Below are 20,336 nucleotides of genomic sequence, written 5' to 3' on the forward strand. Positions count from 1 at the left end.
ATGAATGCAGCCCGTCCCGACCCGACAGCGCCGTCCGACGGCCTCGGCAATCTGCTGCGCTACTGGCGCGACCTGCGCGGCGTCAGCCAGCTCGATCTGTCGCTCGACGCAGGCATCTCGCAGCGTCAGATCAGCTTCATCGAAAGCGGACGCAGCGTGCCGGGCCGCGACACGCTGCTTACGCTCGCGCAGACGCTCGACGTGCCGCTGCGCGAGCGCAACGCGCTGCTGCTGGCGGCCGGCTATGCGCCCGTCTATTCGGAAGCGCCGTGGGATGCGCAGGACATGCAGTGCGTCGTTCGGGCGCTGGAGCGCGTCCTGCGCCAGCACGAGCCGTTTCCCGCGATCGTCCTGGACCGCTACTGGAACGTGCTGATGACCAACGGCGCCGCCCCTCGCTTCTTCGGCCGCTTCGTCGACATGGCTGCCGGCGGCGGACCGCGCAACATGCTGCACCTGATCTTCGATCCGCGCCGCATGCGCCCGTTCGTCGACGACTGGGACACGGTCGCGCGAAGCCTGCTGCAGCGCGTGCACCGCGAATCGGTCGGCTACGCGGTCGATGCCGGCACGCGGCGCCTGCTCGACGAACTGCTCGCCTATCCGGACGTGCCGCGCGACTGGAATACGCCGCCCCGACCGGCCGCGTCGCCCGCGATGCCCGTGATTCCGATCGGCTTCATCGGCGACGGCGTCGTGCTGCGCTACTTCTCGATGGTCACGACGGTCGGCGCGCCGCAACACGCGGCGGCGCAGGAACTGCGCCTGGAGTGCCTGTTCCCGGCCGACGACGACACCGAAGCGCGCCACCGGCGGTTCGTGGCCGGACCGGCGGCCGGCGGCCGGGGCGCGCGCGCGGTACCGCCGCGCAAGACGCGTTAGACTGTCCGGATGGAACAATGCCGTTACTGCCACCGAATCCGCGACGAATGGGACTGCCACGGCGACGACTGCCGCCGTGCGATCGCAAAGGCGCTGCGCCGGCAGCGCGCGGGCCTGCCGATGGTGCCCGACCGCATCCGCAACGAAATCCCGTCCGGCGCCCCGACCCAGCAAGTGATCGCGGTGCTGTCGCGCCAGCGCCTGCGCGCGCGCCGCGGCAACGAAGAGCGCCGCGAGCGCAAGGAAATCGACGACGACGGGGTCTGAGCCACCCGTCTCCCGGCTCTGCCTCCCGGTTTTCCCCGCCGGCACGCCGCACGCGCCGCCGTACGCCGGTCCGTGCGCGACGCGCTGCCCGCCGCCGGTTCTCGCCGATTCCTTGCATCCCCTGCAAGCAGAAACGGGGACGGACCGCGTTTATCCCGAAATTATTGCCTCGGCGGCAACGATCTTTCGCCGAAATCCACGTTTACCCTAGGTCCGTCGAAGCCTACGATGTAATCAACCGCTGACGACATGGTGTCGAACGCGGAAAGCCAATACAAACATCGGAGGTCATCATGAAATCGCTCGTTTATGCAGTCGTCGCTGCCACCGCCCTGTCCGCTTCGGCCGGCGCGTTCGCCCAAAGCAACGTGACCCGCGCGCAAGTGCGCAACGAACTGGTCCAGCTCGAACAAGCCGGCTACAAGCCGAGCCAGTCGAGCCCGTACTACCCGGCCGACATCCAGGCCGCACAAGCCCGCGTCGCCGGCGACAACAGCGGCTACGGCGCGCAGCCGGCCCCGGTCGTCCAGGGCGGTGCGCCCGCCGCGAAGGTGCAGAACCCGCGCGACTCGGTCTACTTCGGCCACTAAGCCTGCCGCCGCTGCGCGCGTCACGCGCAGCGGGCCTGCCCCGCAACGAGCCCGTCCCGCGACGGGCTCGTTGCATTTGCGCCGCGGCCGGACTGCCCGCGCGCCGGCGAACGCCTGCAACCGGCGGCGGGCGAGCTCAATCGCCACGCAGGCCGTCGACGCGCCCCAGCGCCGCGCCGGCCCCGCCGCCGAGAGTCCCGCCGTCCGTACTACCGCCGTCGTTGCCGTCCGCGTCGTCGCCGTTCGCGGCGGCCGGCGCGAGCCCGTCCCGGTCGTCCTGCACGTGGACGCCGCTCAGCAATTCCTGATAACGCACGCACGCGCGCTGCCCGGTCGCCTTCGCCGCATACATCGCCGCGTCGGCCTTGACGAGCAGTTCCTCGGCGGACTCGCCATCGGCCGGAAACTCGCTGACGCCGATGCTCGCGCCGATCGCCATGCGCCGACCGCCCAATTCGAGTTCCTCGGCCATCATCGACTGGATGCGCGACGCGACGTCGCCGATCACCGCCGGCGAGCGCACGTCCTGGATCAGCACGACGAACTCGTCGCCGCCGAGCCGCGCGACCATGTCGTCGCTGCGCAGCACGAGGCTCAGGCGCTTCGCGACCATCACGAGCGTGCGATCGCCGACGGAATGACCGTGCTGGTCGTTGATCAGCTTGAAGCGGTCGAGGTCGACGAACATCACCGCGAGTCCGCCGCGCACGCCGGCCGCGTGCCGGATCGCGGCGTCGAGACGCTCCATGAACAGCAGGCGGTTCGGCAGCCCCGTCAACGGGTCGTGCCCCGCGAGATGCGCGAGCTCCTGCTGCTTCGCGCGCAGCATCGCAACCTGCGTGCGGATCTCGACGCGCATGCTGTCGAAACAGCGCGCCAGCACGCCGATCTCGTCCGCGCGCGAAACCGGCAGCCGGTCGGCAGCCGGATCGTCGAACACGTGCGTCGCCGCGCGCGCGAGCGCCTGCAGCGGCCGCGTGATCGCGCGCGCAAACAGGATCGCCAGGATGCCCGCCAGCACGCTCGATACCAGCACCATCCTGACGATCCGGTCGCCGAGCCGGCCTGCCGGCGTCAGCACGTCCGCGAGCGGGCGCGCAGTGCCGAGCACGACGAAGCGGTTGCCCTCGTCGTCGCCGAACCGCGTGCGCACGAACGCGAGCATCTGTCCCGGCGCATCGTCGGGTCGCGCCAGTCCGTTCAGCGTCACGTTCGTTCGCGTGCCGTCGAACAACGCGCGCGTGACGGGGAAACTGTCCTGCATCAGCACGCGCCGCCCGCGATCGAAACCGAAGGTCTGCGACGGATCGGGATGCACGAGAAAATCGCCCCATTCGTTCGCCAGATACACCGAATAGTCTTCCGGCAGATCGCGTTCGAGCCGCTCGAACACGCGCGACAGCTCGACGTCGACGACCAGCGCGCCGACCGTCCCGCCGCCGGCGTCGACGATCGGCGTGCCGACGCGCACGATCGGCAGCCCTTCGGCCGCATGCGAGCCGGTCTCGTGATTGATCACGATCGGCGACAGATAGATATGCCCCGGCGGGATCGCCAGCGTGTCGAACACGTAGGAAAACTGCCCCTTCTCCTGCAGCGCGCGATCGGGCACCACGACAATGCCGTGCGCATCGCGATCGATGCGGATCCGCTCCATGCCGAAATGGCCGCGCTCGATCAGGCGAATTTGCAGATACTCCGGGTGGTTCGCCATGAAGCTGCAATACACCTGTTCGAGCCGCACGCGCGGCGGGCCGCCCCGGTCGTCGCCGCGCGCGACCATCACCGACGACGGCATCTGCGCGAGCACCAGCGCATCGTCCGCGACATCCGACAGCGCGGTCGCGAAGCGCTGCCCGAGCAGTTGCGTCGACATCAGCAGGCTGTGCTGCGCCTCCTGCACGAGCATCGCGCGGTTCGCGCGATACGCGTAGTAGCCGGTCGCCCCCGACGCGACGACGCCGAGGCACGCAAACAGCAGCGCCAGCTTCGACGTGAGCCCGAGCCTGATCATTTGCCGAGGCGCTCGGGCAGGTCGCCCGACACGATGCGGTTCCACAGCGCCTCGCGCCGCGCGATGTTCTCGACCGGCTGAATCCAGACGAGCTGGTGCCGCCCGACGTCCTGGCCGTGCGGCGGCGCCAGCGTGTTCGCAAGCCCCTGACGCGTGGTCAGCAGTGCGCCGATCGCGGGTTGAAGCATGTAGTCGATCCACGCGTACGCGAGGTCGCGGCGCGCCACCCCGCGCGTGATGGCCCAGCAATCGAGCCAGGCGAGCGCGCCTTCGTCGGGAATCACGTAGCCGACGTCGGCGCCGGCGCGGCGCAGCAGCTCGACCTGCTGCGTCCCGTAGTTGCCGAACATCAGCGCCGCGTGATGCCGGACGAACAGCGCGGTCGCCTCTTCCGGAAGCGTGTAATAGGTCAGCAGATTGCGGCGCAGGTCGATCAGCTTGTGCGCGACGGCGAGCGTCTGCGCGGGCGACAGATGAAACGGATCGGGATAGCCGAGCGCGAGCGCCGTCAACGAGAAATTGTGCTGCGCGCTGTTGAAGTCGAGCACCTTGCCTCGATAGCGCGGATTCCACAGCTCGAGCATCGAGCGCGGTGCGACCGGCACCTGCTTGCGGTCGTAGATCAGGCCCATCGACGAATACGTGAACGGAATCCCGTAGGTCGCACCGTGCTGCACGAGCCCGCCGATCGTCGCGAGCTGCTGGAAGTTCGGCAGCTGCCGGCGGCGGCTCGGGATGCGCGACAGGTCGATCGGCGCGAGCAGGTCGTCGCGCGCATAGCGCTGGATCTCGGCCGTGTTGGCGGCCAGCACGTCGTAAGGCGGCGGCGACGCACCGTGCATGTGCGCCCACAACGCTTCGTCGGAATCGACGAACGTCACTTCGACCCGCGCATGGAACTGCGCCTCGAACGCGCCGACGATATCGGGATCCGCGTAGCCGGGCCATGCGAGCACGCGCAGCACGTTGTCGTTCGCCGTGTCGGCCGGCGCAGCGATGACGGGCAGACAGAGCAGGCCGAATGTCAGGACGACGAGCAGCCGACGCGCGACGACGCATTCGCGCGAATGCGCGTCATTTCCGCAGATCAATCGGTCCCCGCCCGAATCGCCCGGCTGCATTCGACTGTCCTTTTTCGAGTCGATGCGATATCGTGCAACGACACCATAAAAAGGTCGGCGGCGCAATTGGCACAAGCCGTACATGGCGGCACCGCGCCGGTTTCGGCACACGGGTTGCGCCCGTCAATGGTCAGGCGAAAGCATGTCATGCGGCGGTCATCTGCCGCTCGTTTTCCGCTCATCGTCGATACTGCGACGCGAAGCGCACCCCCGACGGGCATCGCTTCGCCGCCTCGCTGCCCGGCTCACGCGCGCAGCCGTCAGCCGCGCGCTTCGCCACGGCCGTCGATGCTGCGCGGCACATTCAGCGGATTCGCATCGCGCAGCGCATCGGGCAGCAGTGCGTCGGGCACGTCCTGATAGCAGACGGGGCGCAGGAAACGCGCGATCGCCAGACTGCCGACCGACGTCGAGCGGCCGTCCGAAGTCGCCGGATACGGACCGCCATGCACCATCGCATGCGCGACCTCGACGCCCGTCCCGAAACCGTTCACGAGGATGCGCCCCGCGCGCCGCTCGAGCAGCGGCATGAACGCGCGTGCATCGCCCCGGTCGGCTTCGTCGAGATGCAGCGCCACCGTGAGCTGCCCGTCGAGCCGATCGACGAGCGCGTACATCGCGTCGAGATCCGGACAGCGCACGACGAGCGACGCAGGACCGAATACTTCGTCGTGCAGGCCGGCGTCGCGCGCGAACGCGTCCGCATCCGTCGCGAACAGCGCGGCGCGGCCCGCATGGCACACCGCGCCGCCGGTCGCGCCCTGCGCGATCCGCGCCACGCCGGGATGCGCGGCAAGCCGCTCGACCGCCGCATCGTATGCGCGATGTATGCCGGGCGTCAGCATCGCGGTAGCCGGCATCTCGGCCAGCGCCGCGGCTGCCGCGTCCTCGAAGCGACGCAGCGCGGGGCCGTCGACGCCGACGATCAGCCCCGGGTTCGTGCAGAACTGGCCCGTGCCGAGCGTCAGCGACGCGGCGAACGCGCGGCCGATCGCTTCCGCGCGCGCGTCGAGCGCATGCGGGAACAGCAGCACGGGATTCACGCTGCTCATCTCCGCATAGACCGGAATCGGCTGCCGCCGCGCGGCCGCGAGCGCCATCAGCGCGACACCGCCCGTGCGCGAGCCGGTGAAGCCGACCGCCTGGATCCGCGGATGGCTCACCAGTGCCGCGCCGACCTCATGGCCGTCGTCGAACAGCAGCGAGAACGTGCCGTCCGGCATCCCGCATGCGCGCACCGCCTGCCGGATCGCATGCCCGACGAGCGCCGACGTGCCCGGATGCGCGGGATGCGCCTTCACGACCACCGGACAGCCGGCGGCGAGCGCCGCCGCGGTGTCGCCGCCCGCGACCGAGAACGCCAGCGGGAAATTGCTCGCACCGAACACCGCGACAGGCCCGAGCGCGACGTGCTGCAGCCGCAGGTCCGCGCGCGGCAGCGGCTGGCGCGCCGGTTGCGCGGGATCGACGCGCACGCCGAGAAAACCGCCGTCCCGCACCACCTGCGCAAACATCCGCAACTGCGCGACGGTGCGGCCGCACTCGCCTTTGATGCGCGCGCGCGGCAGGCCGCTTTCCGCGACGCAACGCTCGATCAGCGCATCGCCGAGCGCGAGCAGCTGCTCGGCGATCGCGTCGATGAAGGTTGCGCGCGCATCGATTGGCAGGGTGCGGTACGCGTCGAACGCGTGTGCGGCGAGCGTGCACGCATCGTCGACATCCTGCGGCGACGCACGGCCGAACACGGGTTCGAGCATCGCGCCGGTGGCCGGGTCGATCGCGCGAAACCCTTCGGTACCGGCAACATTGCGCTGGCCGATCAGGGAAGCACCGGAAATCTGCATGAATCGTCCTTGTTGAATCGTGTAGTCATTCGTTGATGCATGGCAGCGTCGAGGCGACGCGTCGGGCACGCCGTTCAGCGGCCCCAGCGCAGCACGAGCGGATCGAGCGGCCGCGCGATCCGCAGCAGGCTCTCGCGCGTGGCCGGATGCATCGGCGGCAGCGGATGGCGCACCGCGTCCGACGCGATCACGCCGCCGGCCTTCATCAGCGCCTTCGCGGTCGCGATGCCGCCCTGGCGGTTCTCGTGATTGATCAGCGGCAGCCAGCGCTGGTACTGGCGCTCCGCTTCGGCCGCATCGCCGGCCGCCCATGCGTCGACGATCGTGCGGATGCCGTCCGGATACGCGCCGCCCGTCATCGCGCCCGTCGCGCCCGCTTCGAGATCGGCCATCAGCGTGATCGCCTCCTCGCCGTCCCACGGCCCGACGATCGCGTCGCCGCCGAGCGCGATCAGCTCGCGCAGCTTCGCGGCCGCCTGCGGCACCTCGATCTTGAAGTACGACACGTTCGGAATCTCGATCGCCATCCGCGCGAGCAGGCCGGCCGACAGATGCGTGCCGCTCGCCGGCGCGTCCTGGATCATGATCGGAATGTCGATCGCATCGGACACGGTGCGGAAGAACTCGACGATCGCCGTCTCGCTCGCGCGAAACGTCGCGCCGTGATACGGCGGCATCACCATCACCATCGCGGCGCCCGCGTCCTGCGCGCGACGGCTGCGCTGCGCGCACACCGTCGTGCCGAAATGCGACGTCGTGACGATCACCGGCACGCGGCCGGCCACGTGCTCGAGCACGCAGTGCATGACTGCGTCGCGCTCGTCGTCGGCCAGCGAGAACTGCTCGGAGAAGTTCGCGAGCACGCACAGGCCGTTCGAGCCGGCATCGATCATGAAATCGACGCAGCGGCGCTGCCCGTCGAGATCGACGCGGCCGTCGTCGGTGAAGATCGTCGGCACGACCGGAAACACGCCGCGATAGCGCGGGGTTGATACGTTCGATTGCATCGGAAGGAATCCTTGTCGAAATTTTGAGTTCAGGTGATCGCGCCGATCTGCCACGGCACGAACTCGTTCTGTCCGTAGCCGTGCAGTTCGCTGCGCGTCGCACGACCGGACGCCGCGTCGAGCATCATCCGGAACAGCGTCGCGCCGAGTTCGTCGATGCGCGCGCCGCCGTCGAGCACATCGCCGCAGTTCAGGTCGATGTCGTCGGCTTGCCGGCGCCACAGCGCGCTGTTGGTCGCGAGCTTCAGCGACGGCGTCGGCGCGCAGCCGTACGCGGAGCCCCGTCCCGTCGTGAAGCAGATCAGGTTCGCGCCGCCCGCGACCTGCCCGGTCGCGGAGATCGGGTCGTAGCCGGGCGTGTCCATGAACACGAGCCCTTTCGCGCGCACCGGCATCGCGTATTCGTAGACGTCGACGAGGTTCGTGCTGCCGGCCTTCGCGATGCCGCCGAGCGACTTTTCCAGCACGGTCGTGAGGCCGCCCGCCTTGTTGCCGGCCGACGGGTTGTTGTTCATCGCGGCATGGTGGCGCGCGCAATAGTCTTCCCACCAGCGAATCCGCGCGACCAGCTTCTCGCCGACGTCGCGCGACACCGCGCGGCGCGTCAAGAGGTGCTCGGCGCCGTAGATTTCCGGCGTTTCCGACAGGATCGCGGTGCCGCCGTGCCGCACCAGCAGATCGACCGCCGCCCCGAGCACCGGGTTCGCGGTGATGCCCGAATAGCCGTCGGAGCCGCCGCACTGCAGGCCGACCGTCAGGTGGCTCGCGCTGACCGGCTCGCGCCGCACGTCGTTCGCGGCCGCGAGCATCGACTCGACGATCGCGATGCCCTTTTCGATCGTCCGGCGCGTGCCGCCGCTGTCCTGGATCGTGAACGTGCGCAGCCGTGCATGCTCGGTCAGCCCCTGCGTTTCGAGCAGGCGCGGAATCTGGTTGGTCTCGCAGCCGAGCCCGATCACGAGCACCGCCGCGAAATTCGGATGGCACGCGTAACCGCCGAGCGTGCGCTGCAGGATCGCCAGCGCGTCGCCGTCGGGATCGACCGCGCAGCCGACGCCGTGCGTCAGCGCGACCACGCCGTCCACGTTCGGAAACGCGGCGAGCGCGTCCGGATGAATGTCGCGCCGGAAATGATCGGCGATCGCGCGCGCCACCGTGGCCGAGCAGTTCACGGAGGTCAGGATGCCGATATAGTTGCGCGTCGCGACGCGGCCGTCGTCGCGCACGATCCCGTCGAAGCGCGCGCGCTGCGCGTCCGGCACGAAATCGGTCTCGTGCGTGCCTTCGCCGAACGCGTAATCGCGCGCGAACTCGCCCATGTCGAGATTGTGCGTATGGACATGCTGGCCGGGCCGGATCGGCTGGCTCGCGAAGCCGATGATCTGGCCGTAGCGCCGCACCGGCGCGCCGGCGTCGAGCGCGCGCGTCGCGACCTTGTGGCCGGCCGGGATCAGGCCGGCGACGGTCACGCCTTCGTCGTCGAGACGCGTGCCGCCGACCAGTTGCTCGACGGCGACGACGACGTCGTCGGCGGGATTGAGCCGGATCGTGCGCGCCCGCGGCGCGGCCGGCGCCGCGGGCGTTTCGATGGAAAGGGACGACATGGTGGTTCCTGGTTGATTCGTGCGATCGGGCGCTCAGTCGAGGCCGCGGTCGCGATAGTCGATGAGGCTCGCGCAGACGGCCAGGCCGAACGCGGCGACCACGAAGAACATCAGCGCGAGGAAATAGGTGCCGGTGAACTGCACGATGAGGCCGATCAGGATCGGCACGATCACGCCGACGATGTTGCCGCTGAAGTTCATCGCGCCTGCCAGCAGGCCCGCGCGGGACTGGCCGCCGAGCGTGGCCGGCACGCCCCAGAACATCCCGCACCAGCGGATGAAGAACAGCGCGATCGACAGCAGCACGACGACGCTGACGAGCCCCTTCGCGAAGCTCACCGACAGGATTGCTGCGGCCGCCACGAAGCCCGCGACCGAGAACATCGAGCGCATCACGCGGTTCGGCGCGCCGCCTGCCGCGCGCCACTTGTCGGCAAGCCAGCCGCCGAACAGCTCGCCGACGAAGCCGCACATGAAGATGATGAAGGTCGCGCCGCCCATCTGCTTCAGGTCGAAGCCGTGCGCCTTGTGCAGATAGCTCGGCATCCACGTCATCAGCCCGTAGAACACGCTGTTGTAGCAGGCCCAGCTCGCGAACATGCACAGCACCGAACGGTCGCGCAGCAACTCGCGGAACGGCACGCTCGCCTTCGGCTCGCCGGTGCGCGCCGCCGCCGCATGCGCGGTCACGTGTTCGAGTTCGGCGGCGTTCACGCCCGCATGCTCGGACGGATGATTGCGGATGTACCACCACGCCGCGATGCCGACCACGATCGTGCCGACGCCCGCGACGACGAACGCGAGCCGCCACGAGCCGAGGCCCGCGATCAGCGCGGTGATGATGATCGCGCCGCACGCCGAGCCGAGCGGTGCGCCGCCGTCGAGCAGCGCCGCGCCGCGGCCGCGCTCGGACGGCGTGAGCCACGCGCCCGCGAGCTTCGCGCCCGCCGGCATGATCGGCGACTCCGCGATGCCGAGCCCGAGCCGCGTCAGCAGCAGCGGCACCCAGCTGAAGCAGGCGGCCGCGACGGCCTGGCAGGCGCCCCAGCCGATCGTCGCGAGGCCGACGATGGTGCGCGCCTTGAAACGGTCGACCAGCAGCCCGCTCGGGATCTGCATCAGCGCATAGGTCCAGAAGAACGCGCTGAGCAATACGCCTTCCATCGCCGGCGACAGGCTGAATTCGGTCGAGATGATCGGCAGCGCGACCGACAGCGACGCCCGGTCGATGTAGTTGATCGACGACAGCAACAGCAGCAGCCAGAAAATCCGCCAGCGCACGGCGGTCGGCGCGGCGGTCGTGGCATGGGCCGTCTGGCGGGGTCCGGCTGAGTCTTCGAGATGCATGCATGTCTCCTGGGGGTAGTCGCCGGCCGCGCGTTCTCCGATACGTTGGCCAACTAATATATTAGTTGGCGATTATAGAGATGAGTGGAGGCGACGTCACCCGGGTAAACCCGCTGAACGACGCGCTCGATCCGCCGAATTGCCGCGCGGCGTACCGAAAGCGGTCCGCGCACTAATATACTGATCGACCTGCGTCCGTCCGGGCGCGCCGGGCGCGGCACCGGCGGACGCCGGCTGCCTGCCCTCTTTTTGCCGATTTATGAAGTCAGAAACCCCCGTCCAGGACGCGTTCATCGCCCGCCTCATCCCCGCCGGTTACGCGCTGGAGCGCTCGCAGCCGCTGTCCGTGCAGATTCACGCGCTGCTGCGCGACGCGATCGTGACGATGACGCTGCATCCGAACGACGTGATCTACGAGCGCGCGATCGCCGAAGCGCTCGGCGTGTCGCGCACGCCGGTGCGCGAGGCGCTGCTGCAGCTCGCGCGCGAGGAACTCGTGCTGATCGCCGCGCAGTCGGGCACCTTCGTCGCGCCGGTGCGGCGCGAGCAGTTCGTCGAAAGCGCGCTGATCCGCAAGGTGCTCGAAACCGCCGCGATCCGCCGCGCCGCCGAAATCGTCAGCACGCGCGAGCTCGAACAGCTGCACGACATCCAGGAAGCGCACCGGCGCGCGATCGCGCGCGACAACGCGGTCGCCGCAATCGCGTGCGACAACGCGTTTCATGCGACCGTCAGCGCGGCCGCGCGGCTGCCGCGCGTGCAGCAGCTCGTCGAACTCGTGCGCGCGCCGATCGACCGCGTACGGCATGTGACCGTGCGCGATCCGGTGGTCGGCGAAGTCACGCTCGCGCAGCACCAGAAGCTGCTCGAAGCGCTCGAACGGCACGATGCCGATGCGGCCGAACGCGCGCTGCACGAGCACCTCGACGATGCGTATGCGCGGCAGCAGCGCGCATACGACGCCAACGTCGCGCTGTTCGAAGGCCGGTGAAGCCGCGCGACGACGCAGCGCGCCCGCGATGCCGATGAAACGCTACGAAACCCTCGCCCGCACGATCGCCGACGACATCCGCAACGGCAACCTCGCGGTCGGCACGCGGCTGCCGTCGCTGCGGCAGATCATCGCGCAGCACGGCGTCAGCCAGTCCACCGTGTTCCGCGCGTACTACCTGCTCGAACAGTGGGGGCTGATCCGCGCGCGCGAACGCTCGGGCTACTACGTCGCGCCGGGCGCACAACCGCCCGCGGCGCAGCGCGCGGGCCGCGCCGCCGCGACGCGCAAGGTCGACATCAGCGACCTCGTGTTCTCGGTGCTCGACGCCGCGACGCAGCCGGGCATCGTGCCGCTCGGCTCCGCGTTCCCGTCGCCGCAGCTGTTTCCGCTGCAACGTGTCGCGAAGTCGCTCGCCCAGGCGACGCGGCAGGTCAGCCCGTGGAGCACGGTCGTCGACCTGCCGCCCGGCAACGAAGCGCTGCGCCAGCAGATCGCGCGGCGCTATCTCGCGACCGGCATGTCGCAGCCGGTCGACGAGATCGTCGTCACGAACGGCGCGCTCGAAGCGCTGAACCTGTGCCTGATGGCCGTCACGCGGCCCGGCGATGTCGTGGCCGTCGAGGCGCCCGGCTTCTACGCGGCGTTGCAGGCGATCGAACGGCTCGATCTGCGTGCGGTCGAGATTCCCGTCGATCCGCGCACGGGCCTCGATCTCGATGCGCTCGCGAACGCGCTCGAACAGCACGACATCCGCGCATGCTGGTTCATGACCAATTTCCAGAATCCGACCGGCGTCACGCTGTCCGCCGACAAGAAGCGCGCGCTGGTCGAACTGCTCGCGGCGCGCGACGTGCCGCTGATCGAGGACGACGTGTACGGCGAGCTGCATTTCGGTCCCGACTATCCGCTGCCCGCGCGCGCGTACGACCGGCACGGCCTCGTGATGCACTGCAGTTCGTTCTCGAAGACGCTCGCGCCCGGCTACCGGATCGGCTGGGCCGCCGCCGGCCGTTTCGCGGAGAAAGTGCAGCGGCTCAAGCTGATGACGACGCTGTCGGCCAGCATCCCCGCGCAGGCCGGCATCGCGAACTATCTGGAGCACGGCGGCTACGACCGCCATCTGCGCAAGCTGCGCGGCGTGCTGCACGAGCAGCGCGAGCGGATGGACGACGCGCTGCGGCGGTGGCTGCCGGCCGGCGTCGACTGGACGCAGCCGGAAGGCGGCTACTTTCTGTGGCTGACCTTCCCGGACGCCATCGATGCAATGGAACTGCACCGCCAGGCCATCGCGCGCGGCATCAGCTTCGCGCCCGGGCCGCTGTTTTCCGCCGCGCACGATTTCGAGCGCTGCGTGCGCGTGAACTTCGGCCACCCGTGGAGCGCCGAAATCGAACGCGCGATCCGCGTGCTCGGCGAACTGGTGGCGGAGCCGGGCGTGCGCAAGTCCGGATAGGCGTTGTGCGAACGCCCCGCCGGCGCCGCATCGATGCAGACGATCGTGGTGCACGGTACATTGCGGGTCTCGTCATTCTTTCCCCTCTCATGAGCCCACTGCCCTATCTCGATCACGACGCGCTGCTGCAATTGGCCTCCGCAGCGGCGCACGTCACGCAGCCGTGCACATGCACGAAGACGCCGCTTGCCGGATGGACGACCCTGCCGCTGTCGCTGCCGGATACGCAACTGGTCGAAGTGGGCACGCTCGCGCCGCCCGGCGACGCGGAGCCGACCCATGCCGAGCATCACCCCGCCGGCACGCACTACGCGTCGGACGATGCGCCGATCGCGCTGCGCCACTTTCCGTACAACCGCTGCACCGTCAGCCGCTGCCGTGAATGCGGACGCCTGTTCCTGCGTTATCAGGAAGGCGGCGGCTACTTCGTCGACCAGCGCATCCGCGCGCTCGACCCGTCGCTGATCGTCGACGCGCAGGCGTAAGCGGAGAGACCGCGGCAGGACGCAGCGGCAAACGGGAACCCGACAGCCCGAGCGGCCCGGGCGCCCCAATGAAAATGGGCGGCACGACGGCCGCCCGAACGATGTTTCGAAAACAGACCGCCGGCGCTGCCGCGAAGCGGCCGCCGGCCTGCGCGTTCAGCGCGCCGCGACCGGCTTGCCGAACGCGCCGAGGATCTTCTTCTCGAGCGCGATGTAGTCGTGGCCGAAGTGGTGATCGCCCTCCGTCCTGACCACGTCGATGCCGCTGTTCACGAGCGCCGGACACATCGTGTCCTTTTCCTCCGCGCCGTAGAAGCACTGCACGATGCCCGGCGGCACCTTCGCAAGCTCCGGCGCAACCTTCAGCGCCTTGTCGCTCGCCGGCATCCCGAGCCAGCCCGTCACGCGGATCTGGAAATCGGCCGCCGGCGCGAAACCAAGCAGCGACATCACCGACACCTTGTCGCGCAGGTCGGCCGGCAGCCGGTTGTACGCGAACGGCATCACGTCCGCGCCGAACGAATAGCCGACCAGCGCGACGCGACTCGCGTGCCAGCGCGCCATGTACGTGCGCATCACGCGCGCGAGATCGCGGCTCACCTGCGCCGGCGGCTTCTCGCTCCAGAAGTAGCGCAGGCTGTCGATCCCGACCACCGACACGCCGTCGCGCTGCAGCGCCTCGCCGATCGTCTTGTCGAGATCGCGCCAGCCGCCGTCGCCCGAGATCACGATCGCGAGCCGGTCGCTGCCGCCCTTGGCCGGCAGTTCGACCAGCGGCAGATCCGACACGTCGAGCTCGTCGCTGCTGCCGACGTCGTGCAGATGCGCGGTGACCAGCGACACGAGCTTCGCGGTATCGCCCGCGGCGGCCGTATCGACGAAGCCGGGCATCGCGCGGCGCACGATCGTCGGATCGGGCGGGCACGGCTTGAAGCGCGGATCGAGCTTCGGCGCCGGATCGACCGACACCACGCCGGCGATCGTGTTCTCCGGCGCCATCGCGAGGATCTGCTTCGCGATCGCACCGCCCTGACCCACGCCCGCGACGATCGGCGTGTAATAGTGCGACGACTGCGCGAGCCGTTCGAGTTGATGGCTGACCGCTTCGGCATCGCCGTCGAGGTGGTGACAGGTTTCCTGCTTCGCGGCGAGATTGCGCGCGTAGCGTTCGGCATCCACGCCGACCGTCATCGCGCCGGCTTTCGCGAGCGCATCGGCTGCCTGCTGATCGGCCGCGCTCCAGCCGGCCTCACGCGAGAACAGCACGACGAAGCCGCGCAGCGGACCGCTCGGCTTGGTCACCGTGACCGGCCCGTAGCGGCCGCCCGACACCGTTTCCGCCTTCACCGCCGCCGGCTGCGCCGCATGCGCGGCGCCGGCCAGCATCAATCCCGCGCAGGCGGCTGCCGCCCGCGCGATTCCCTTCCTTGACATCATGAACGCCGACCTCCAGCCAGCAGGGACAGATCCGCGAGCGTGACGAACACGCCGACCGAGCCCGAGGCCGCGAGGTAGCGCGGCTCCCAGTGCGGCTCGAACTTGCTCTTGAATGCACGCAAGCCGCGGAAGTTGTAGAAGCGTCCGCCGAAGCGCCAGACCATCAGCCCGAACCGGTGCCACGGCGACGGCATCTTCGCCGCCCCCATGCCCGAGAACGGCGCGATGCCGAGGCTCAGCTTGCGGAAACCCGCTTCCTTCAGATGCAGCGCGAGCTGCGTAAACAGATACTCCATCGCGTACGACGACGCTTCCGGCAGATGACGCATCACGCCGACCGTCGCCTCGGTATTGAGGTCGGTCGTCATGAACGTGACGAAGGCGATCGGCTTGTCGGCCTGCCGCACCAGCATCACCGACTGCGTCGCCAGATAGCCGTCGTGGAACGCGGCGACCGAGAAGCTTTTCTCGCGCGCGTCGCGGCTGTCGAGCCAGCCGTCGGAAATGTCGCGCAGCGCGGGCAGCGCGGCCGGCACGTCGCTCGGCGCGATCACCTCGACCGTCAGCGCGTCCTTGTCGCCGCGGCGCAGCGCATAGCGCAGATGCGAGCGGTGCGAGCCCTTCAGGTCGAACTCGTCGAGCGCGATGTGGGCCTCCTCGCCGAGCTTCATCAGCGTGAGGCCCGCGTCGAGATACAGCGGCAGCGCGTTCGCGCGCACCTGGTAGAACGCCGCGCGCCCGCCGTGCTTGTGCGCCAGCGCGATGAACTTCGCGATCAGCGCAGGCCATTCGTCGCGCGGGCCGACCGGATCGTACAGCGCGGCCCAGGTGCGGCCGTACTTCGCATACATCAGGAACGCCTGGCGCGATTCGGAAAACAGGAAGGTCTTGTCGCCCATCAGCGCAAGGCCTGCATCGCTGCACTCCTGCGCGCGAATGATCTGCTCGGCGTCGAGCAGGTCCTGCGGCGCCGGCTTCATGAAACGGCCCGGCGCCGGACGCAGCAGTTGCCACAGCGCGAACATCGCGACGAACACGCCGGCCGCGAGCGTCGCGCGCAGCGCGCGCGGCGCGCGTGCATCGAACGAGAAGTGCGACCACAGGTCGCGCGTGTACGGCACGTCGCGGAACGCGAAGCACAGCACCCACACCGCGAGGATCAGCACCATCGTCACCGACACGAACCAGCCGATCGTGAAGCGCTCCGCGAACAGCGACGAATGACGGTTGAAACGGCGACGGCTGACCAGCAGCAGCACCAGCAGCGTGCCGAGCACGCCGGCCTCGACGAACGCGAGGCCCTTCGCCAGCGACAGCGCGAGGCTTGCGATCGTCAGCGCGAAGGTCATCCACCACGCGCCGTCGAGACGGCGCAGCAGCCCGCGCGCGACGAACAGCAGCGCGACGCCGAGCACGCTGCAGATTACCTGCGAGCCTTCGAGCACCCACAGCGGCACGACGTTGCGCAGGATCGCGATCCGATGCCAGAACGCCGGCGTCGCGCTCGAGATCACCAGCATCCCGCCGACCGCGAACGTGACGAGGCTCAGGAACAGCGGCGCGAGCTGCGACACGCGTGCGGCCTGCCGCGACACCAGCCGGCGGCGCAGCGCGCGGCCCTCGAATGCAGCGAGCAGGCCGGCCGACAGCACGAGCGGCACGCCGAAGTAGATCGCGCGATACGCGATCAGCGCGGCGACCATTTCGTGCGCGGGCACCGCGCGGCCGAGCGTGAACACCATCGCGGCCTCGAACACGCCGATCCCGCCCGGCGTATGGCCGGTCATGCCGAGCAGCAGCGCGGCCGCATAGACGGTGATGAAGGTCGGGAAACCGACCGGCGTGCTCGGCAGCAGCACCCACAGCGTGAGGCCCGCCGCGACGACGTCGAACACCGCCGACACGATTTGCGCAACGAAGTCGCGCCGGGCCGGCACGTCGAACGCGAGCCACTTGAAGCGCGTGACGACCGGACGCGCGGCCTTGCCGCACGTCGCGGCCATCGCAGCCAGCGCCGCCAGCAGCGCGGCGCCGCTCCACATCAGCACGCCGGGCGCGACGTGCAGCATCGCGGCGAGCGTCTGCGGCACGCAGACCATCCCGATCGCCGTCATCAGCACCAGCGCGAGTGCGAGCGTGACGCTGGTAAATACCGTCATGCGGCCGATCTGCGCGGGCGTCACGCCCGACACGCCGTAGACGCGCGCGCGCACCGCGCCGCCGGTCAGCGCGCCGAAGCCGGTCGCATTGCCGAGCGCGGAGCCCGCGATCGCGCCGATCCACAGCGCGGCGCGCGGCACCTTCGCCGCGACATAGCGCAGGCCGACCGCGTCGCGGGCGACGAGCGCGAGATAGCTGAGAGCGGTCGCAGCAAGCGACGCGCCCCACTCGCCGACGGACATGTGGCGCAGCTCGCGGATCACCGACCGATAGTCGACGGATTGCGACAGGTGCTGGAACACCACGATCAGCAGCAGGCCGATGCCGAGCGCGAGCAGCGGCGACAGCACGCGCTCGTTGCGGATCAGCGCCGAGATACGGGCGATCGCCGCCGCGGCACGGCCGGGCGGACCAGGGTGGCGGGAAGACATAGGTTATTCGTGGTGGTGCATAGCATGTCGCGGCGCGGGGGGCCAGGCGGCGACGAATCTGGTTGTTCTGCGTGGGCGGTCGGCCGAAGAAAGGAGGCAGCAGCGCCTGGATCAGAACTTACGAGTATACGGAACTAATATTACAAAATCTTTCGGTCTCGCTTTGTGCGCATTTGTGGTGCCGCGTGCATAAACGTCGTATCGGTTTCGGCGGCACAATCGCGCGCGAGGTGCGCATCATACCGGGAACCGGCGCGGATTTTTCATCGGACGAATGACTTGTGGCGGATTTGGGAGAAATTTGCCGGATGCGGCGCGGCGGAGGAGGACAAAACCGCACAGCGGTACGGGTTCGGGAAATGGGGCGGGGGTGAGACGGGCGACTCGGACTATCCGGCCCCCGCCCGCTCCCGCAACACGTCGATAAACGCCCGCAACTTTGCCGGCACGTGCTTGCGATTCACGTAATACAGCCACATCGGCGGCAGCGCGCGGCACGCACCGGGCAGCACCTCCACCAGCGTCCCGTCGCGCAGGTCGCGCTCGATGCGCTCCCGCATGAACGCAAACGCAATGCCGACGCCCGCGCGCGCGGCATCGATCACCGCATCGGCGTCGTTCGTCACGAACACGCCCTCCGGATCGAGATCGACCTCGCGTCGCCCATCGCGCAGCAGCCACTTGTGCAGCCGCCCGCTCTCCGAGAACCTGAAACGGACGCACGCGTGCCGCTCCAGCTCGGCGATCGACTTCGGCGCGCCATGCCGCGCCACGTAATCCGGCGACGCAACCAGCGCACACGTCAGCTCGGGCGCGATCCGCACGCCGATCATGCCGGGCTGGAGCCGGTCGGCAAGGCGGATCCCCGCGTCGAAGCCGTCCTTCGCGATATCGACCAGCTCGTTCTCGTAGCGAATCTCGAGCCGGACCTTCGGGTAGCGCTGATGAAAGCTCGCCAGAATCGGCGCGATCACGAGCGTACGCGCAAGCGGCAATGCGGTCACGCGCAGCAGCCCGCCCGGCTCGCCGCGCAGGTCCTTCAGCTCGTCCCGGGCCTGGACGATCTGCCGGTAAGCGGATTCCGTCTGCCGCAGATAACGCTGCCCCGCTTCCGTCAGGCTCACGCCGCGCGTGCTGCGGTTGAACAGTTTCACGTTCAGCTCGCTCTCGAGCTGCCCGATCGCAAGACTAACGGCGGCAGGCGTCAGCCCCAGCGCGGCGGCGGCCCGCGTGAAGTTGCCGGCCGTCGCGACGCTCATGAACACGTGCAGCCCCGTCATCGGATCGCGTCGGCTCATCATTAAAAAAAACTTGAAACTCATTCGAGCGGAATGCCGATTCTCGCATATACCCGGACTGCCTACACTGGCCATGCCGTCCCCACCGGAGCCTCGAATGAACGCCCTGTCCAGCCCCGTACTGTCGCTCGCCGCCGCCCGGCGCACGATCGAAACCGGACTCGCGCACGCCGCGTCGCTGCAGGTCGCCGACGTCGCCATCGCGATCGTCGATGCCGGCGCAAACCTGCTCGCGTTCGCGCGCAGCGACGACTGCTTTCTCGGCGCGATCGATCTCGCGCAGCGCAAGGCGCTGACGGCGGTCCGCTTCCGCGCGTCGACCGCGTCGCTCGGCGCGCTGTCGGGCGACGGCGGCCCGCTGCGCGGCATCGAGCACAGCCACGGCGGGCTCGTCACATTCGGCGGCGGCGAACCGCTGGTCGACCACGACGGGCGCTGTGTCGGCGCCATCGGCATATCGGGCGGCAGCGTCGACGAAGACCAAGCGATCGCGAAACACTGCCGCGCCCGCTTCCTGGCCACTCTCCATCACGAAAGGTAAATCCATGACCCGGAAACACATCCTCATCACCGGCGCGACGTCGGGCTTCGGCCGCGAAGTCGCATTGCGGCTCGCCGAGCGCGGGCATCACGTGACGGCAGGCGTGCGCGCCGTCGCCGATATCGAAGGTCTCGCGGCCGAAGCCGCGCAGCGCGACGCGGCGCTGCGGATCGTCAAGCTCGACGTCACATCCGCGTACGACCGCGCCCGCGCGGCGGAGCAGGATTTCGACGTGCTGGTCAACAACGCGGGCACCGGCGAAGCCGGCGCGCTCGTCGACTTGCCGGTCGAGATCGTGCGCGAGCTGTTCGACGTGAACGTGTTCGGCCCGCTCGAACTCACGCAGCAGGTCGCGCGCGGGATGCTCGCGCGCAAGCGCGGCAAGATCGTGTTCGTGTCGTCGATCGCAGGCCTGATCACCGGGGCGTTCACCGGCGCCTATTGCGCGTCGAAGCATGCGGTCGAATCGGTCGCCGAGGCGATGCACGCGGAACTGGCGCCGCACGGCATCAAGGTCGCGGTCGTGAACCCCGGCCCGTACAGCACCGGCTTCAACGACCGGATGATGGACACGCCGCGTCGCTGGCGCGATCCGGCCGTCCATCACGTGACGCCCGAGCGGCTGACGTTCCCGCTCGAGCAGCACGATCCCGAGGAAATGATCGCGAAGATGGTCGACGTGATCGAAAGCGACGACGGCGCGTTCCGCAACCTGCTGCCGAAATCGGCCGAAGCGTTCGTCCGCGCGGAACAGGCGCACGCGTGGGATCGTCGGCAGTGACGACCGGCATCGCGGCGCAAAGCCGCGACGCGACGTGCACAGCGTGGCGCGGCAGCCGTCTCGCCGCGCAAGCCGGACCA

17 protein-coding genes are annotated in these 20,336 nt (G+C 69.2%); 8 read left to right on the plus strand and 9 right to left on the minus strand.

Features of this window, described 5'->3' with window-relative positions; all coding sequences use genetic code 11:
* From BST28156_RS07120 to BST28156_RS07130, 3 genes are all read left to right on the plus strand, one after another.
* Entirely contained in the window at positions 1–882 is an 882-nt protein-coding gene (locus tag BST28156_RS07120; RefSeq protein ID WP_060237509.1) for a helix-turn-helix domain-containing protein, read from the plus strand.
* A gap of 9 nt (positions 883–891) precedes the next feature.
* A complete protein-coding gene (locus tag BST28156_RS07125) occupies positions 892–1,149 on the plus strand; it encodes a hypothetical protein (RefSeq protein ID WP_060237505.1) in 258 nt (85 codons plus the stop codon).
* Between the two features lie 293 nt (positions 1,150–1,442).
* Positions 1,443–1,739, plus strand: a complete 297-nt coding sequence (locus BST28156_RS07130) for a DUF4148 domain-containing protein (protein WP_174901856.1) — start codon at positions 1,443–1,445, stop codon at positions 1,737–1,739.
* Between the two features lie 136 nt (positions 1,740–1,875).
* Here BST28156_RS07130 and BST28156_RS07135 read toward each other — a convergent pair whose 3' ends face one another.
* The 6 genes from BST28156_RS07135 to BST28156_RS07160 form a co-directional block, all read right to left on the minus strand.
* Positions 1,876–3,753, minus strand: a complete 1,878-nt coding sequence (locus BST28156_RS07135; RefSeq protein ID WP_081077002.1) for a sensor domain-containing diguanylate cyclase — start codon at positions 3,751–3,753, stop codon at positions 1,876–1,878.
* A complete protein-coding gene (locus BST28156_RS07140; protein ID WP_174901857.1) occupies positions 3,750–4,874 on the minus strand; it encodes an ABC transporter substrate-binding protein in 1,125 nt (374 codons plus the stop codon). The genes BST28156_RS07135 and BST28156_RS07140 overlap by 4 nt, the downstream gene beginning before the upstream one ends.
* A 260-nt stretch (positions 4,875–5,134) precedes the next feature.
* Positions 5,135–6,718, minus strand: coding sequence for an aldehyde dehydrogenase (NADP(+)) (locus BST28156_RS07145; protein ID WP_174901858.1), 1,584 nt, complete (start codon positions 6,716–6,718; stop codon positions 5,135–5,137).
* A gap of 74 nt (positions 6,719–6,792) precedes the next feature.
* On the minus strand, positions 6,793–7,725 hold the full coding sequence (locus BST28156_RS07150) for a dihydrodipicolinate synthase family protein (RefSeq protein WP_174901859.1): 933 nt from the start codon (positions 7,723–7,725) through the stop codon (positions 6,793–6,795).
* Between the two features lie 29 nt (positions 7,726–7,754).
* Positions 7,755–9,329, minus strand: a complete 1,575-nt coding sequence (locus tag BST28156_RS07155; RefSeq protein ID WP_174901860.1) for a UxaA family hydrolase — start codon at positions 9,327–9,329, stop codon at positions 7,755–7,757.
* A 33-nt stretch (positions 9,330–9,362) separates the two neighbouring features.
* Positions 9,363–10,676, minus strand: a complete 1,314-nt coding sequence (locus BST28156_RS07160) for an MFS transporter (protein WP_174901861.1) — start codon at positions 10,674–10,676, stop codon at positions 9,363–9,365.
* Positions 10,677–10,935: 259 nt separating this feature from the next.
* Between BST28156_RS07160 and BST28156_RS07165 the strand changes: the two genes are divergently transcribed.
* From BST28156_RS07165 to BST28156_RS07175, 3 genes are all read left to right on the plus strand, one after another.
* Positions 10,936–11,667, plus strand: a complete 732-nt coding sequence (locus BST28156_RS07165) for a GntR family transcriptional regulator (protein WP_060237481.1) — start codon at positions 10,936–10,938, stop codon at positions 11,665–11,667.
* Positions 11,668–11,701: 34 nt separating this feature from the next.
* Positions 11,702–13,123 carry an aminotransferase-like domain-containing protein gene (locus tag BST28156_RS07170; protein ID WP_174901862.1) on the plus strand — a complete coding sequence of 474 codons (1,422 nt, stop codon included), beginning with the start codon at positions 11,702–11,704 and terminating at the stop codon, positions 13,121–13,123.
* Between the two features lie 89 nt (positions 13,124–13,212).
* Entirely contained in the window at positions 13,213–13,608 is a 396-nt protein-coding gene (locus tag BST28156_RS07175) for a hypothetical protein (protein WP_174901863.1), read from the plus strand.
* Positions 13,609–13,764: 156 nt separating this feature from the next.
* Here BST28156_RS07175 and BST28156_RS07180 read toward each other — a convergent pair whose 3' ends face one another.
* The 3 genes from BST28156_RS07180 to BST28156_RS07190 all read right to left on the minus strand — a co-directional run bounded on the left by BST28156_RS07180 (position 13,765) and on the right by BST28156_RS07190 (position 18,934).
* Positions 13,765–15,045, minus strand: coding sequence for a virulence factor family protein (locus BST28156_RS07180; RefSeq protein WP_174901864.1), 1,281 nt, complete (start codon positions 15,043–15,045; stop codon positions 13,765–13,767).
* The gene (gene mprF, locus BST28156_RS07185; protein ID WP_174901865.1) at positions 15,042–17,636 is read right to left on the minus strand and encodes a bifunctional lysylphosphatidylglycerol flippase/synthetase MprF; all 2,595 of its coding nucleotides are present in this window, start codon (positions 17,634–17,636) and stop codon (positions 15,042–15,044) included. Before mprF ends, BST28156_RS07180 begins: the two co-directional genes overlap by 4 nt.
* A 389-nt stretch (positions 17,637–18,025) precedes the next feature.
* A complete protein-coding gene (locus BST28156_RS07190; RefSeq protein WP_174901881.1) occupies positions 18,026–18,934 on the minus strand; it encodes a LysR family transcriptional regulator in 909 nt (302 codons plus the stop codon).
* A 97-nt stretch (positions 18,935–19,031) separates the two neighbouring features.
* Between BST28156_RS07190 and BST28156_RS07195 the strand changes: the two genes are divergently transcribed.
* Both BST28156_RS07195 and BST28156_RS07200 read left to right on the plus strand, forming a co-directional pair.
* Positions 19,032–19,475 carry a GlcG/HbpS family heme-binding protein gene (locus BST28156_RS07195; protein WP_060237462.1) on the plus strand — a complete coding sequence of 148 codons (444 nt, stop codon included), beginning with the start codon at positions 19,032–19,034 and terminating at the stop codon, positions 19,473–19,475.
* A gap of 4 nt (positions 19,476–19,479) precedes the next feature.
* Positions 19,480–20,256, plus strand: a complete 777-nt coding sequence (locus tag BST28156_RS07200) for an SDR family oxidoreductase (protein ID WP_174901866.1) — start codon at positions 19,480–19,482, stop codon at positions 20,254–20,256.
* Positions 20,257–20,336 lie beyond the last annotated feature (80 nt).

It is taken from the genome of Burkholderia pseudomultivorans, from assembly GCF_902499075.1.
Lineage (GTDB): Bacteria > Pseudomonadota > Gammaproteobacteria > Burkholderiales > Burkholderiaceae > Burkholderia > Burkholderia pseudomultivorans.

Bases quoted from the DNA above. Each gene is read 5' to 3' on its own strand.
- BST28156_RS07120 (WP_060237509.1), top strand. From the start codon at position 1: ATGAATGCAGCCCGTCCCGACCCGACAGCGCCGTCCGACGGCCTCGGC.
- BST28156_RS07125 (WP_060237505.1), top strand. From the start codon at position 892: ATGGAACAATGCCGTTACTGCCACCGAATCCGCGACGAATGGGACTGC.
- BST28156_RS07130 (WP_174901856.1), top strand. From the start codon at position 1,443: ATGAAATCGCTCGTTTATGCAGTCGTCGCTGCCACCGCCCTGTCCGCT.
- BST28156_RS07135 (WP_081077002.1), bottom strand. From the start codon at position 3,753: ATGATCAGGCTCGGGCTCACGTCGAAGCTGGCGCTGCTGTTTGCGTGC.
- BST28156_RS07140 (WP_174901857.1), bottom strand. From the start codon at position 4,874: ATGCAGCCGGGCGATTCGGGCGGGGACCGATTGATCTGCGGAAATGAC.
- BST28156_RS07145 (WP_174901858.1), bottom strand. From the start codon at position 6,718: ATGCAGATTTCCGGTGCTTCCCTGATCGGCCAGCGCAATGTTGCCGGT.
- BST28156_RS07150 (WP_174901859.1), bottom strand. From the start codon at position 7,725: ATGCAATCGAACGTATCAACCCCGCGCTATCGCGGCGTGTTTCCGGTC.
- BST28156_RS07155 (WP_174901860.1), bottom strand. From the start codon at position 9,329: ATGTCGTCCCTTTCCATCGAAACGCCCGCGGCGCCGGCCGCGCCGCGG.
- BST28156_RS07160 (WP_174901861.1), bottom strand. From the start codon at position 10,676: ATGCATCTCGAAGACTCAGCCGGACCCCGCCAGACGGCCCATGCCACG.
- BST28156_RS07165 (WP_060237481.1), top strand. From the start codon at position 10,936: ATGAAGTCAGAAACCCCCGTCCAGGACGCGTTCATCGCCCGCCTCATC.
- BST28156_RS07170 (WP_174901862.1), top strand. From the start codon at position 11,702: ATGAAACGCTACGAAACCCTCGCCCGCACGATCGCCGACGACATCCGC.
- BST28156_RS07175 (WP_174901863.1), top strand. From the start codon at position 13,213: ATGAGCCCACTGCCCTATCTCGATCACGACGCGCTGCTGCAATTGGCC.
- BST28156_RS07180 (WP_174901864.1), bottom strand. From the start codon at position 15,045: ATGATGTCAAGGAAGGGAATCGCGCGGGCGGCAGCCGCCTGCGCGGGA.
- mprF (WP_174901865.1), bottom strand. From the start codon at position 17,636: ATGTCTTCCCGCCACCCTGGTCCGCCCGGCCGTGCCGCGGCGGCGATC.
- BST28156_RS07190 (WP_174901881.1), bottom strand. From the start codon at position 18,934: ATGAGCCGACGCGATCCGATGACGGGGCTGCACGTGTTCATGAGCGTC.
- BST28156_RS07195 (WP_060237462.1), top strand. From the start codon at position 19,032: ATGAACGCCCTGTCCAGCCCCGTACTGTCGCTCGCCGCCGCCCGGCGC.
- BST28156_RS07200 (WP_174901866.1), top strand. From the start codon at position 19,480: ATGACCCGGAAACACATCCTCATCACCGGCGCGACGTCGGGCTTCGGC.